Annotated in this window: 12 protein-coding genes; 6 read left to right on the plus strand and 6 right to left on the minus strand. The window is 71.0% G+C overall.

Annotated elements, in window-relative coordinates:
- The first annotated feature begins 103 nt into the window (after positions 1-103).
- Positions 104-781 carry an HAD-IA family hydrolase gene (locus tag OG735_RS12940; protein WP_327323317.1) on the plus strand — a complete coding sequence of 226 codons (678 nt, stop codon included), beginning with the start codon at positions 104-106 and terminating at the stop codon, positions 779-781.
- Between the two features lie 43 nt (positions 782-824).
- On the opposite strand, the gene OG735_RS12945 is transcribed toward OG735_RS12940, so the two are convergent.
- Both OG735_RS12945 and OG735_RS12950 read right to left on the minus strand, forming a co-directional pair.
- Entirely contained in the window at positions 825-1,409 is a 585-nt protein-coding gene (locus OG735_RS12945) for a TMEM165/GDT1 family protein (RefSeq protein WP_327323318.1), read from the minus strand.
- Positions 1,410-1,648: 239 nt separating this feature from the next.
- Positions 1,649-2,389, minus strand: coding sequence for an ABC transporter permease (locus tag OG735_RS12950; RefSeq protein ID WP_327323319.1), 741 nt, complete (start codon positions 2,387-2,389; stop codon positions 1,649-1,651).
- Positions 2,390-2,555: 166 nt separating this feature from the next.
- Between OG735_RS12950 and OG735_RS12955 the strand changes: the two genes are divergently transcribed.
- The 5 genes from OG735_RS12955 to OG735_RS12975 all read left to right on the plus strand — a co-directional run bounded on the left by OG735_RS12955 (position 2,556) and on the right by OG735_RS12975 (position 8,616).
- Entirely contained in the window at positions 2,556-3,209 is a 654-nt protein-coding gene (locus OG735_RS12955) for an HNH endonuclease family protein (protein WP_327323320.1), read from the plus strand.
- Positions 3,210-3,315: 106 nt separating this feature from the next.
- Entirely contained in the window at positions 3,316-4,992 is a 1,677-nt protein-coding gene (locus OG735_RS12960; protein ID WP_327323321.1) for an alkaline phosphatase D family protein, read from the plus strand.
- Positions 4,993-5,110: 118 nt separating this feature from the next.
- The gene (locus tag OG735_RS12965) at positions 5,111-7,153 is read left to right on the plus strand and encodes an FAD/NAD(P)-binding protein (RefSeq protein WP_327323322.1); all 2,043 of its coding nucleotides are present in this window, start codon (positions 5,111-5,113) and stop codon (positions 7,151-7,153) included.
- Positions 7,154-7,213: 60 nt separating this feature from the next.
- The gene (locus OG735_RS12970) at positions 7,214-7,675 is read left to right on the plus strand and encodes a DoxX family protein (protein ID WP_327323323.1); all 462 of its coding nucleotides are present in this window, start codon (positions 7,214-7,216) and stop codon (positions 7,673-7,675) included.
- A 284-nt stretch (positions 7,676-7,959) separates the two neighbouring features.
- Positions 7,960-8,616 (plus strand): DedA family protein, encoded by a 657-nt coding sequence (locus OG735_RS12975; protein ID WP_327323324.1) that lies wholly within the window; start codon positions 7,960-7,962, stop codon positions 8,614-8,616.
- Here OG735_RS12975 and OG735_RS12980 read toward each other — a convergent pair.
- From OG735_RS12980 to OG735_RS12995, 4 genes are read right to left on the minus strand one after another with little or no spacing between them, the layout of a single operon-like run.
- Positions 8,576-8,836, minus strand: coding sequence for a DUF2277 domain-containing protein (locus OG735_RS12980; RefSeq protein ID WP_327323325.1), 261 nt, complete (start codon positions 8,834-8,836; stop codon positions 8,576-8,578). The two genes, OG735_RS12975 and OG735_RS12980, sit on opposite strands and share 41 nt — an antisense overlap.
- A gap of 14 nt (positions 8,837-8,850) precedes the next feature.
- A complete protein-coding gene (locus OG735_RS12985) occupies positions 8,851-9,927 on the minus strand; it encodes a hypothetical protein (protein WP_327323326.1) in 1,077 nt (358 codons plus the stop codon).
- Complete coding sequence (locus tag OG735_RS12990; protein ID WP_327323327.1) at positions 9,924-11,207, minus strand: CHAT domain-containing protein; 1,284 nt, start codon at positions 11,205-11,207, stop codon at positions 9,924-9,926. The genes OG735_RS12985 and OG735_RS12990 overlap by 4 nt, the downstream gene beginning before the upstream one ends.
- A 5-nt stretch (positions 11,208-11,212) precedes the next feature.
- On the minus strand, positions 11,213-14,815 hold the full coding sequence (locus OG735_RS12995) for a tetratricopeptide repeat protein (protein WP_327323328.1): 3,603 nt from the start codon (positions 14,813-14,815) through the stop codon (positions 11,213-11,215).

Raw genomic sequence — 14,815 nt, forward strand, 5'->3', positions numbered from 1 at the left:
GCCCGCGTTTTGTATCGTGTAGGAACAAAGTGGTTCCGCCCGTATTCCCTGACCGGCGGGCGGAGCCGCTTGTTTCTCTTCTCCCGCGCCCTGGAGTACGCCGATGCCGGCAGCCACCCCGTCCGATCTGACCGCACGCGCCCTCCTGCTGGACATGGACGGCACCATCGTCAACTCGGACGCCGTGGTCGAGCGCTGCTGGCGGCTCTGGGCGACCGAGCACGGCCTGGACCCGGACGAGGCGCTCAAGGTCGTCCACGGCCGGCAGGGCTACGCCACCATGGCGGCCCTCCTCCCGGACCGCCCCATGGAGCAGAACCACGCCGACAACCGCGTGATGCTCGCCCAGGAGACCGCGGACATCGACGGCGTGGTCCCCGTCGCGGGCGCCGCCGCCTTCATGGCCGCCATCGCCCGACTGCCGCACGCCCTGATGACCTCGGCGGACGAGGCGCTCGCCCAGGCCCGGATGACCGCCGCCGGTCTGCCGATGCCGCAGATCCGCGTCACCGCGGAGCGGGTCGGCGCGAGCAAGCCGGACCCGGAGGGCTTCCTCAAGGGCGCGGCCGAGCTGGGCTTCGACCCGGCGGACTGCATCGCCTTCGAGGACTCCGAGGCAGGCATCGAGGCGGCCCGCGCGGCGGCTATGCGCGTGGTGGGCGTAGGCCCCCGCGCGGCGGCCCTCGCCCCGGACGCCCATGTCCCCGACCTCACACACCTGACGGTGGCCGAGGGTCCGGACGGCACCATCGAACTGCGGGTGGCACCGCCGGTGGCCTGACCGGCCGACCGGCACCGCGCACCTAGGAGCGGAGAGTCGCGCGTCAGGGAGCGATCGCCTCGAAGAGGCTGAAGCCGGCCAGCGCGAGCATCAGACAGGCCGCGACCTTCGTGATCAGCCTCAGCGGTACGTACTTCATCAGCGTCCGGCCGCCCAGGATGCCCATGCCCGCGACCGCCCACAGCGCCAGCACCGCGCCGACGCCCACCGACAGCGGGCTGTCGTAGCGGGCGGCGAGATTGGCGGTCATGACCTGGGTCAGATCGCCGAACTCCGCGACCAGGATGAGCATGAAGCCCGCCCCCGAGACCTTCCAGAAGGACTGGTCCGCCGGGGCCTTGATGTTCTCCTCGTCCCCGTCGTCCTTCTTCATGAGCAGCATCAGCGCGCCCGCCAGGAAGAGGAGGCCGACCACCGCCTGCACCAGCCGGTGCGGCAGCAGAGTCAGTACGCTGCCGGCCGCGACGGCGAGCACGACATGGACGGCGAAGGCGGCCGCGACACCCACGAAGACGTACGAGGCGCGGTAGCGGGTGCCGAGCATCAGACCGGCGAGCGCGGTCTTGTCGGGGAGTTCGGCGAGGAAGACGACGCCGAAGGTGATCGCCATGACGGTAAAGCTGATCATGGGTGGGAGTCCTCAATCGGTCGGGGCGCGGCCCTGCCGAGAGTCCTGAGCGTTTCAGGGGTCGCTTCGGCACGGCAGCGCCATGAATGCATACATGGGCACTGCGGCCGAAGGTCTCGCTGGCGGGCCTCGACGAGGCCGCCTCCGGGCGCCGGCCGGGCGCGAGGCCCAGCAGTATGTCGACGTTCCGGCGAAGAGCTACTCCCCTTCTGCTCCGTCCAGGGTACGCGAGACGGCCGTCACGCCGGATCCCGGTACAGCCGTCCCCGCGCCACCAGTTCCAGCACGACCGACACGGCCACCGCCTGCACCGCCATCAGCGCGACCAGCACAAACAGCTGCACGGCCCCCGCCAGCACCGGTGACGCCCCGCCCAGCAGCATGCCGACGAACGCGCCCGGCAGTGTGACGAGCCCCACGGTCCTGGTCTGGTCGAGACCCGGCAGCAGTGCGTCGGACGCCGGACTGCGCGCCACCTCGAGCCGGGCGTCGCGGTCGAGCAGCCCGATCGCCATCCCCGCTTCCACCTCGCCCCGCCGCAGTGTCAGCTCGTCCAGTGCCCGGCGCCCGGCGAGCACGGTCACGGTGAGCGCGCCCCCGATGAGGATGCCCGCCACCGGGATCAGCGCGATGCCCTTGAGCGGCACCAGGCCCGTGAGCAGCAGCGCGGCGACGACAGGCACGACGCCCGCGGCGATCGGCAGCCAGGCCCACCACCAGGTCCGGTTCCCGGTGATGCGCCGGCCCGCCGTCCGTACGGCGACGGCGTACATCAGCAGCAGAAAGGCGAGCAGCAGCGGTACGGAACGGACCACCCATCCGATCGCCAGGGAGACGGCCGCGAGTTGGACCGCCGCCCGTACGCCCGCGACGGCGATCTCTCGGGCCCGCCCGAGGTGAGCGACCGCGGCCACCGTCGCCGCGACAACCAGCAGGACGACCAGTACGACCCCGAAAGTGACATTGACCGTCAGCAGCACTCGGCAACCGTACGCCGCAGACCGGTATCTGTTGGGGCGTCAGAACACTTGATCTGACGTGCCCATGTCGCCACTCTGTTACCTGGCGCCCACCCCACGGAAACCTTGCGCCGCAAACATGGCCTCGCCCGAACGGCCAAGCTCCCCCCACATCCAAGGAGTTCGCATGTCTGGTGTCTACGCGCGTCAAACCCGTCGAATAGCCGTGCTCACCGCCACCGCCGCTCTCGCCACCACCGGTCTGCTGGCCACCGCCCCCGCCGCCCAGGCCTCCCCGCCCACCCCCGTCAGCGCCGCCACCGCCCGCACCTACCTCGGCCAGCTGACCGTGGCGGCCGAGGGCTCCTCCACCGGCTACAGCCGCGACAAGTTCCCGCACTGGATCACCCAGTCGGGCGCCTGCAACACCCGCGAGGTCGTCCTCAAGCGCGACGGTACGAACGTCGTCCAGGACTCCAGCTGTGCGGCGACCAGCGGCAGTTGGTTCTCCGAGTACGACGGTGCCACCTGGACCGCCGCCTCCGACGTGGACATCGACCACATGGTGCCGCTCTCCGAGGCATGGAAGTCCGGCGCGAGCAGCTGGACCACCGCCCAGCGCCAGGCCTTCGCCAACGACCTCACCCGCCCGCAGCTGATCGCCGTCACCGACAACGTCAACCAGGCCAAGGGCGACCAGGACCCGGCGGAGTGGCTGCCGTCGCGCACCTCGTACCGCTGCATGTACGCCCGGATGTGGGTGGACGTGAAGCACTACTACAACCTGAAGGTGGACTCGGCCGAGAAGAGCGCGCTCCAGGGCATCCTGAACGGCTGCTGACCAGGCGATTCAACCAGGGGCTCACGTTCCGGCTGCGATCCGGCCCGTAGGCTGGCCGCCCTCCCCCGTCGTTCCGTACCGTACGGGGCGACGGAGGAGGGCACACATGGCGGGACTGCGCCTGGGACCACTGCTGCGGTACGTCGACTGGGAGGCCGGCGGGAGCGCGACCATCTGGGTGGAGGCCGACCGGCCCTGCACGGCCGAGGTCCGGTGCGCCGACGGCGCACAGGGCACCTCGCGCACGTTCCAGATCGCCGGCCACCACTACGCGCTGGTGCCGGTGACCGGTCTGACGCCCGGCACGACAACGGCGTACGAAGTGCTGCTGGACGGCCGCAAGGTCTGGCCGCTCGAAGGCTCCCTCTTCCCGGACAGCACGATCCGTACGCCGGATGTCCCCTCCGACGGCGTCACCGTCTCCTTCGGCTCCTGCCGCTGGTCGGCCGCGCCCGCCGACGGGCACGACCCTGTCGGGCCGGACGCGCTCGACACCCTCGCCGTCGAGCTGGCGGCCGATCCCACCGCCGTACGCCCCGATGTGCTGCTCCTGCTGGGCGACCAGGTGTACGCGGACGAGACGTCCGAGGAGACCAGGGCCTGGCTCGCGGCCCGGCGGGATCTCTCCGAGCCACCCGGTGCGGAGGTCGCGGACTATGAGGAGTACACCCGGCTCTACGACGAGTCGTGGAGCGACCCCGAGGTGCGCTGGCTGCTCTCCACGGTCCCCAGCTGCATGATCTTCGACGATCACGATGTGATCGACGACTGGAACACCAGCGCATCCTGGCTGGCCGAGATGCGCGAGACGCCCTGGTGGCAGGAGCGGATCCTCAGCGGCCTGATGTCGTACTGGGTCTATCAGCACCTGGGCAACCTCTCGCCGGAGGAGCTGGAGTCCGACGAGTTGTACGCCGCCGTGCGGGCCTCCCCCGACGGAACCGACCGCCTCAAGAACTTCGCCGCCGAGGCGGACGCCCATCCGGCCTCTGTGCGCTGGAGCTACCGCCGCGACTTCGGCCGGACCCGGCTGCTGATGGTCGACACCCGCGCCGCCCGCGTCCTGGAGGAGAAGAACCGGGCGATGCTGGACGCGGACGAGGCCCGCTGGGTGCGCGAGCAGGCACTGGCCGGGCGAGGGACGTACGACCATCTCCTGATCGGCACCTCCCTGCCCTGGCTGCTGCCGCCGCTGATCCATGACGCGGAGAGCTGGAACGCCGCGCTGTGCCGGGGCGAACGGGGCGAGCGATGGGCACGGTTCGGCGAGGACCTGCGCAGACGGGCGGATCTCGAGCACTGGGCCGCCTTCCCCGAATCCTTCGAGAAGCTGGCGCGGCTGATCGCGGAGGCGGGCAGCGGTCCCGACGCCCCGGCGACGGTGTGCGTGCTGTCGGGAGACGTGCACCATGCGTACATCGCCGAGCCCAAGTGGCCGGACGGCGCACCCGACGCCCGGGTGCTGCAACTGACCTGCTCTCCCGTGCACAACTCCATCCCCCGCTCGATACGGCTCGGGTTCCGCTTCGGCTGGAGCCGGGCGGGCAGGCGGCTCGGCCATGCCTTCGCCCGCCACGGCCGGACGGGCAGGCCGCCGGTCGACTGGCGGCGGACGGGCGGTCCCTGGTTCGGCAATCACCTGATGACGCTGACGCTGCGCGGCCGCACGGCCGGGCTGCGGCTGGACCAGGCGCAAGCGGTGGCGGGGGCGCCGGCGCTGCTGGTGACGGCGGACGATCGACTGCTGACCGCGGACCGCGATCCATCCCACAGCGGAGCGTGATCCTTCCCGCAGCGGAGCGTGATCTTCCGCCCCAGGGGTTCGACCCAGGGCCCTCCCCCGGCATGATGAGCCGGACGCTCCGCTTCCAAGCACCCCACATGCCCCGGGAGTTCCCGTTTTGTCCGACGTACGCGATGTGCGATCAGCAGCAGTCGTCCACACCCGCGCCATCGCGGTCGTCGGCGCAGGCCCTCGCGGCACCTCCGTTCTCGAGAGACTCTGCGCGTCGGTGGCCGAGCTCACCCGTGGGACGCCGCTCATGGTCCACGTCGTCGACCCGTCACCGCCGGGACCGGGCCGCGTCTGGCGCACGGACCAGCCCGCCGAACTGCTGATGAACACGGTGGCCTCGCAGGTCACTCTGTTCACGGATGACAGCGTTGCCTGCGAGGGTCCGATACGTCCGGGTCCGAGCCTGTACGAGTGGGCGGCGGCGCACACCGACGAGCGGCTCGGCCCCGACGACTACCCGACGCGGGCCTGTTACGGCCGCTATCTGGAGTGGGCGTTCCTGCGGGCGGTGGGCGGCGCACCGGACACGGTGACGGTGCGGGTCCACCGGGCGCGGGCGACACGGCTCGACGACGACCGGGACGCCCACCGCCGCGAGGGGGCCGCCACCCCGACGCAGAGCCTCACCCTCGACGACGGCACCACGCTCACCGGCCTGTGCGCGGTGATCCTCGCCCAGGGCCATCTGCCCGTCGTCTGCCGGCAGACGACGGCGCATCTCGCCGAGTACGCCGCCCGCCACCCCCGCCTGCGCTACTACGAGCCGGCCAACCCCGCCGACCTCGACCTCTCCGCCGTGGCCCCCGGGGAATCGGTTCTGCTGCGCGGCCTCGGGCTCAACTTCTTCGACCATATGACCCTGTTGACGACGGGCCGCGGCGGCACCTTCGTACGCGGCGACGGCGGCGAGCTCGTCTACCGGCCCTCGGGCCGCGAGCCGCGGCTGTACGCGGGATCGCGGCGCGGCGTTCCCTACCAGGCGCGCGGAGACAACGCCAAGGGCCCCTCCGGCCGGCATGAGCCGCTCGTCCTCACCCCGGATGTGATCGCGGTCTTCCGCAAGCGGGCGGACGAGGGCGATCCGCCGGACTTCCTGACCGAGATATGGCCGCTGGTGGCCAAGGAGGTGGAGACGGTCCACTACGAGGCACTGCTCGCCGGTCCGCGAGGCTCCGGTCCGCGAGGCTCCGGTCCGCGAGGCTCCGTTCCTCACGGCTTCAGGGACCGCTTCCTCGACGCTCCCCACGGCAGCGCCCAAGAGGCCGCCGTACTGGACGCGTTCGGGGTCGCGGAGGCGGACCGTTGGTCCTGGGACCGGATTTCGCGCCCGTACGCCGGTCAGCGCTTCGCCTCGCCCGCCGAGCACCGCGCCTGGCTCCTCGGCCATCTGCGGCAGGACGCCGCGCAGGCCGCGCTCGGCAATGTCGCGGGCCCGCTGAAGGCCGCCCTCGACGTACTGCGCGATCTGCGCAACGAGCTGCGTCTGATCGTGGACCACGCAGGCCTCTCCGGCACCTCCCGGCGCGACCATCTCGACCGCTGGTACACCCCGTTGAACGCCTTTCTCTCCATCGGGCCGCCGCGCCGCCGGATCGAGGAGATGACGGCGCTGATCGAGGCGGGCGTCCTGGAGATCGTCGGTCCGCGCACCACCGTCGGGACGGCGGACGCACTGTCGGACGAGGCCCTGGACGGGGCCTTCACCGCCGAATCACCGGACGTTCCCGGCTCTTTCGTGACGGCGACGACGCTCATCGAGGCGCGGCTGCCGGAGCCGGATCTCCGGCGGACCTGTGACGATCTGCTGGAGCGGCTGCTGAAGACCGGCCAGTGCCGCCCGCATTCCATCGACGGCTACGAAACCGGAGGGGTGGACGTAACACAGCGCCCGTACCGTCTGATCAACCGTCAAGGTCGTCCGCACCCTCGGCGCTTCGCGATCGGCGTGCCCACCGAGGGCGTGCACTGGGTGACCGCGGCCGGGGCCAGGCCGGGCGTCGACTCGGTGACGCTGTCGGACGCGGACGCGGTGGCGCGCGCCGCCCTGCGCACGCTCGCAACACCGCGGGAATGGCAGCGGGGTTCGGAAACGGAATCCAGGGCGGAAATCGGCCGCCCACCAAATGTTGAACTTGCAAGCATTGATTAGGTCCGCCTAACCTAGGGCTTCCCTCGTCGGTTCACGTCCCCAGACCGAAGGAGCCCCCCAATGGCACATCCCTCGCTGTCCACCCGGCTGAACAAGGCCCAGCCCTATGTGCTCGGCCTGTTTCGCATCGTCGTCGGCCTGCTCTTCACCTGCCACGGCGCCGCCTCGCTCTTCGGCGTCCTCGGCGGCGCGGCCGGCGGCAGCACCATCCCGGCCGGCACCTGGCCCGGCTGGTACGCGGCGGTGATCGAGCTGGTCGCCGGCGTCCTGGTGCTGCTCGGCCTCGGCACCCGCAGCGCCGCCTTCGTGGCCTCCGGCTCGATGGCGTACGCGTACTTCACCGTTCACCAGCCGGAGGGCCTCTTCCCGCTGCAGAACAGTGGCGAGGGGTCCGCGCTGTACTGCTGGGCCTTCCTGCTGCTGGTCTTCACCGGACCGGGCGCACTGGCGCTGGACCGGCTGTTCGCGCCGCGCGGCGCGAGCCGGTCGGCGCAGGAGGAGGCCACGGCCGTCGCGGCCTGACCCACCCGCCGCATCCGAAGCAGAGGAAGCGCCCGGCCCCGTACGACGAGGGACCGGGCGCTTCGCGTTCTCCGCACGCCCGGCGTCGTGAGGATCAGCAGACGTGAAGGTCAGCAGACCTGAGGCTCAGTAGATGTGAGGCTGAGCGGACGTGAGGATCACAACATCAGCGCCCCCGGACGATCTCGAGGTAAACCCCAGGCGTACGCTGTACAGCTGTACTGCCGCCCCTGCCGCTCCCCTGCGACGTCGCGGCGTTTTTTCCGAAACCGGGGGGAGTTCGGGTGCTTGAGAGTGTGGGGTCGCTGACCGGCAGCCCTTGGATCTATGCCGTCGTGGCGCTTTCCGTACTTCTCGACGTCTTCCTGCCCGTGCTGCCCAGCGGAGTCCTGGTGATCACGGCGGCGACCGCCGCCGCGGCGGGCTCGACCAGCGCCACGGCCAACGGGTCCGTCCAGACCGCGGCCGGACAGGTCCCGCACGAGGTGCCCTCGCTGCTCGTCCTGATTCTCTGCGCGGCCACCGCGTCCGTACTCGGCGACCTCGTCGCCTACCGGCTGGCCTGGCGCGGCGGCGACCGGCTGGACCGGGCGATCGCCCGCTCGCGTCGGCTGACCACCGCGCAGGAGCGTCTTGGCGCGGCCCTCAGCCGCGGCGGCGGCGCCCTCGTCGTGATCGCCCGCTTCGCCCCGGCCGGCCGCTCGGTCGTCTCACTGGGCGCGGGCGCGGCGCACCGCAAGGTGAAGGAGTTCCTGCCCTGGTCCGCCCTGGCAGGCGTGGCGTGGGCGGGTTACAGCGTGGGGCTCGGCTACTTCGGCGGCCAGTGGCTCGGCGCGAGCTGGGTCGGCGCGGCCGTCTCGGTGCTCGCGCTGTTCGCGGCGGGCGCGCTGGCCGCGTACGTCATGCGGCGTCCGGCTCCGGCTCCTGAACCGGCCGCTTAGCGGCCCCGCCGGACCCACGCACCTCGAGCCCTTCGAGCAGCCTGCGGGTCGCCTCGGCGATCTCGTCGACGGCCTGCTCGAAGACCTCACGGTTGTGCGCGGCGGGGGCACGGAATCCGGACACCTTGCGCACGAACTGCAGGGCGGCGGCCCGGATGTCCTCCTCGGTGGCCTCTTCGGGGAGGACGGGCGGGCGGAGAGTCTTGATGCTGCGGCACATACCTCCAGTGTGGGTCAGCGCGCCAGCGAAGCAAGGCTCACCATCAGATGGGCGGACTCCGGGCGCCGGAAGTCGGAGTGCGCGCCCGCGGGGGCCAGACGCGTGCGTCGCCCACCGCGGTAGAGCCGGCTGGCATCCACATTGACGATGCGGTGGTCCAAGTCGGCCAGCGCGTACGGGACGTCCACCGGCCGGATCCGGGTGGTGAACTGCGGAACCGGTGCGACACCAGTGCCTGCGTGGCCGATGCCAGGAGTGCCCTCGGCCCTCAGATGCCAGAATCCGGTGGCCCGGTCCCAGCGGGAGTGGGTCAGGACCAGTGGGCCGCTCAGCGGAGCGCCGAGGCGGCCGGCCGAGGGAAAGAGGGTGGGGAAGAGACGGTCGAAGGCGTCTCGCGGCGCGGCCATTTGAAAGATCAGCGCGCTGTCCGCCGTGAACGGCCGCCGGGGGTCCTTCGCCGTGCTCCAGCCGAGGACCGCGGGCCCCGACGGCCGCTCGGCCGACCGCTGCACCGCCTCGCACAGGAAGCGTCCCCCGAAGGAGTGGCCGACGAGATGCAGATACTGGCCACTGCGGTTGGCCAGAACTGCGGGTTCCCTGGGGTCCGCCCGGTGTTCGTCGAGATAGCCGAGCAGATGGGCCAGGACATAGGGCGCATGGCCGGTTTGTGGGGTGCTCATGGCGTGGGCCCGGTCACGGATTCTGCGGTATCCGGCCAGGGTGGGCAGACTGGAGGACGGCCAGCGCACGGCGACACACCAGGGCCGGTAGCCCCGGCCGTCGGCGGCCAGCCCTTGGTAGCGCTCCGGGTGGACCTCGTACAGCGTCCGCGCCTGCTGGACGAGAGTGGCCGCCGTCTTCGCCGCCGTGCCGGGGTCGGTCTGCCAGCCGTGCACATACACGTAGATGTCGCTGGCTCGCGGCGGGATGGCGAGATGCCGCGCAAGGTGCTCGGTGAGGCGCGCGGTGGGTACGGGAGTCGGTGTACCAGGGACCAGCAACCGCCCCTTCTCGTCCAGGTCGACCTCGACCGCCCTGGGCAGGGCGGCGGTCCTGACGGCTGCTTTCCTGGCAGCTGCTCTGCGGTTCACCGGGCGAGCTCCACTCTGCTGTCGATGCCGCAGTGCAGGGAGTAGGTGAGGGCCAGCGGGTTGTGGAACTCGCGGGCGAAGTGGCGCACCAGAGCCTGGGATATCTCGCCCGCCGTACTGCCGCCGGCGAGATAGAGATCGAGGAAGGCGTACGCGTACTCCGTGGCGAAGACCTGGGGAATCTCGATCTGCGGGCCGAGCACCCCGTCGGCCCCCAGCCGAATCAACGCCTTTCCCAGATGCTCCAGTTCGGGCGCGGCCGCGGCCTGGCCCGTGTGGCAGGCGTTGAGCAGGACGAAGGGGCGGAAGCGCGCGTCGTCCAGACCCAGGAAGCGCCCTCGCAGGCGCAGTACGAGATCGGCGTCGATCTGCCGCTCGTCGGAGAGCCGGACCGCGAGATGGGGATGGGGCGAGCCGTTCTCGACGAAGTGTCCGTGACACCAGAAGTACATGACGTCCTCGTCGAACACGGCGCCGGACAGCGCGTCGAGGAAGGTCTCCGACTCGGTGCGTACGGTCAGATGGGACCGCTCCTCCAGCAGCTTGCGCACCTCGGGCGCCTTCGCCACCATCTCCAGCGTGGAGTCGGTGTTGAGGCTGGTCACGGGGAGAGAGCGGGAGGTTCCCGGTGCCTGCACCGGGACGTAGGGGCTGCCCGTCTGCTCCACCTGGTGCCGGTGACCGAGGAAGCTGTCCCAGACGTCCTTGTCGCTGCCTGCGGGCTCCACGGCCAGCATCGGCCACGGCAGATAGAGGTCCGAGTCGAAGGTGATGCGCAGCGACGCCTCACCGGCCAGCGTGTCGATGAGGAAGGACCGGAAGTATCTGAGCTCGTCGCTGCTGCCGTCGAGCAGGTTGTCCAGTAGATAGCGGCCCTCATCGGCCAGTTCCTCGGTCAGTCGCCGGGAGAGCGCGGACATGGGGGTCAGATCGGCCGATTCGGCGAACGGAAAGCTGCCGTCGGACATGCCGTCGGCGTCCGTGGGCTGGTGGCGTACGAGCCGATCGCGCCAGATGGACCGCAGCCGGGCAGCGCCGCGCAGGACCGCGGTTTCGGTGATTTCCAAGTGGGCGTTGTGGATCCGCGTCCGGGGGGACCGCTCGCCCGGGCGGAAGGCGGTGATGTGCAGCCGGTCCTGCTGGGATCGGCGAAGGGTCACGGAGAGATCGAGCGGCTCGCGCGTTCCGACGCCGTCCTGTGGCCTGTCGCGCGGGGGTAGGAGGGCCGTGAAGTCGAACGACGGGTTCTGCCGGATCTCGATCGCGAGGTCCATGGACATGCGGTTCAGTCCCTCCCGCGGGGTGTTCCCGGTACATCGACTGTCGCTTCGAGATCCTGCAGTACGACTCCGTACCGCTGGTCGTACACCGTCAGCCGGATACGGTGCGCGCCCGGCTCGGCGGGCGTGAAGACGAAAGCCGCCGGTGCGGCGCCCGGTGTGTACTCGGTGGCGGCCGGCTCGATCGCGGCGGCGGAGCGGACGCCGGCCACGAGCAGCAGGGCCGGGAGGGCGTCGGCGGTGGTTTGCCCGACGGTCTCGGGCTCCGGGCCTGCGGCAGCGGACTCCGGCTCGCCGCACTGCGAAGCCGCAGCGGCGTCCGGACGCCCGGCGATCGCCCTGTTGCCCGGCTTCTCCAGGCGGACCTCGATCCTGGCCGACTGCCCGACGTTGGCGTCGTCGAGCAGGGTGACCCTGAACCTCCTGGCGGGGGTCATCTGCTCGAACCTGCGGCGCAGACCGGCCACCCGGGGGTGGTCCTTGCCGAAGGTCCGTTCCCAGTCGGCCAGCAGCTCCTCGCGAGCCCCGAAACCGTCCGTGTCCTCCTCACCCGCCGCGGCACAGGCCATCGCCAGCGGGGTACGGCACTCCAGGGTCCGGGGATGGGCGGGGCCGAAAACCCGAACTCGCCCGGCACACAGGCCCCGGAGCAGATCGATCGCGGCGTGCCAGTCCCCGGCCTCGCCGTACGCATGGGCGAGGCTCTCGAGCGGTGCGGGGAAACCTCGCAGTCCATAAGGCCGTTGAGCGTATGCGACGACAGTCGCCAGAGAGTCGTCGGCACGCTGGTGAACGCGCGCGATTCCTGCGGCGGTGTCCGGCAGACCGAGCCCGATGACGCGGGACCGGTCGGCGACGACGGACTCGTGCACTTCGATCGCGCGGCGGGGGTCGTCCGCGTGCAAGAGCGCATGGGCCATCACCTCACGGCTCTGGAGGGTGTACGGACTGTACGGACCCCACCGTCCGGTGCAGTCGGCCACGAGCCGCTCGGCGAGGCCGACGGCGCGACCGGGCGGCCCGGTCTCCGTGCGGACCAGGACGAGCGCGGCTCTCACCTGCAGCGTGAAGGGGAAGTCGTCGCCATGGAGTTGACTGCTGTCGCGGACAAGCTCCTCCAGCTGGGAGACCGCCTGACGGTGGTCACCGGCCGTCCGGTGGGCGAGGGCGACATCCTTGCGGTCGTCCAGGGTGGCCAGGTGCTCGGGGCCGTTGATCCGCAGACGGTCCGCCACCAGGGCTTCGAAGCCCTCGACCGCCTGGGCGTACTCACCGGACATCATCCGGGTCCTGGCGAGGGCGGCACGACTGATGAGCGTGCTGTGGTGATCGGCGCCCAGCACCCGGATCCGGTCCACGACCACCGCCGCGAGGCCCTCAGCCGCCCTGGCGAGCTCTCCACCGGCGCGCCGGTCGAGCGCAGCCTCGTGCCTCGCCCAGAGCGTGTCCCGGTGGTCGGGGCCCTGGACCCGGGCGAGGTCGCGCACCAACTCGTCACGGAGCTCGACGGCTCGGGCGTGATTGCCTGCTTCCCGGTGGCTGTGCGCGAGAGCGTGCCGGGCGTCGAACGTACGGACGTGATCCGGCCCAAGAATCCGGCGGCGGTCCTCGATCAGCTCCTCGCAGAGGCGCATCGCCCGCTCGTGCTCGCCCCTTTCCCGACAGGTGATCACCAGGTTCGCGCGCGCGGTCAGGGTGGCCGGATGGTCGGCGCCCTGCGCCCGCGCCCGGTCCGCGAGCAGCGCCTCCGAGCCGGCGACCGCCTCCCGGTACTCCCCCGCCAACCGCTGGGTGAAGTAGAGCCCGTTGCGGCAGTTCAGCGTCTCGGCGTGGTCGGCGCCGCGGACCCGGACGCTGTCCTCGATCAGCGTCCGGAACAGCTCCAGCGCCCGCCGCAGATCCCACGCTCCACGACAGGCGTAGGCAAGCCAGAAGCGGGCCTCCAGGGTGTCGGCATGGTCGGCGCCCTGGATCCGCGCTCGGTCGCGGACCAGCTCTTCGCGCAGTGCGACGGCGCGCCGGTACTCTCCGGCTTCCTGACAGGTGTACGCCAGATTCGAGCGGACGACGAGTGCGGCCCAGTGGTCGGGGCCCTGCACCCGTACCCGGTCCTCGAGCAGCGCCTCGAATTCGGCGATGGCGCGCCGGTGGCCACCTGCTCCCAGGCGGACGAGTGCCAGGCCATTGCGAACGCCCAGAGTGTGCGGGTGTTCGGCACCCAGAATCCGCGTGCTGTCGTGGATCATCTGCTCGAAGTGACGTACGGCCTGTTGGTGGTGCGCCGCAGCACCAAGAGTGTGGGCGAGCCAGAAGCGGGTGTTCAGCGTCTCTGCGTGGTCGGGCCCGCCAACCCTTGTACGGTCCGCAACCAATTCCTCGAACAGAAGGATGGCGCGCGGATATTCGTCCGCATAGAAGCACGCATAGGCCAACTGCCAACGGAAGTCCAAGGTCTTCAGATGGTCGGCGCCTTGAACTCGCGCGTGGTCGAGGACCAACTCCTCGAACATCCCGATCGCCTTGCGGTGGTCCCTCGCGGCCCGGTGCGCCCCGGCGAGACTCGAGCGGGTGGCGAATGTGTCCGGGTGGTGAGCGCCCAGCACCCGGGTACGGTCCGCAAGCAGCGCTTCCAGGCCGGCGACCGCCTCCCGGTAGTCTCCGGACAGCTGCTGCCCGTAGGCGAGGAACGCACGCGCCCTGAGCGCATCGGGATGGTCGCGCCCCTGGATCCGGACACGGTCACGGAGCACTGCCTCGAACAGGCCGATCGACCGCCGGTGATCTCCGGCGTCGCGACAGGCATAGGCCAGGTTCTCGCGGGCCGAGAGGGTGGCCGGATGGTCGGCGCCCTGCACCCGGATCCGGTCCGCCAGCAGCGTCTCGCGCTCGGCCACCGCCTCGCCGTACGCACCCGCCGACTGCCGCGTAAAGGCAAGGCCGCCCCGGAAGCCGAACGTCTCCGGATGGTCTGCGCCCCAGCGGTGTTCGGCGTCGTCGGCCAACTGCTCGAAGAGACCGATGGCCCGGTCGTACTCGCCCGCGTTCCGAAGACTGGTGGCCAGCCAGAACCGGGCGTTCGTCGTCTGCGGATGGTCGGATCCCAGAGCCCGCGCGCGATCACGCACCAATTGCTCGAACAACTCGGTCGCCCGGCGGTGCTCGCCGGCTTCCTTGTACACATAGGCGAGTGCCCAGCGGGCATCGAGAGTCTGGGGGTGGTCGCGGCCCTGAACCCGGGAACGGTCACGGATCAGCTCGCCGTAGAGCCGGATCGCGCGCCGGTGATCTCCGGCGTCGCGGATGGCGTACGCCAGATTCTCGCGGGCCGAGAGGGTGGCCGGATGCTCGGCGCCCTGAACCCTGATCCGGTCCGCCAGCAGGTCCTCCATGGCGGCCACCGCCGCACCGTGCTCTCCCGCCAACTGCCGTGTGTAGCCAAGGCTGTTCCTGAAGCTCAGCGTCACCGGATGGTCGGCTCCCCGGACCCGGACCGCGTCGCCGATCAGCTCCTCGAAGAGGCGGATCGCCCGGCGTCCATCACCCGCGTCGCGGCAGGCAATGGCAAGGTAGTCGCGGGTCTCGAGTGTGTCCGGATGGTCGGGACCCAT

The organism is Streptomyces sp. NBC_01210 (genome assembly GCF_036010325.1).
Lineage (GTDB): Bacteria > Actinomycetota > Actinomycetes > Streptomycetales > Streptomycetaceae > Streptomyces.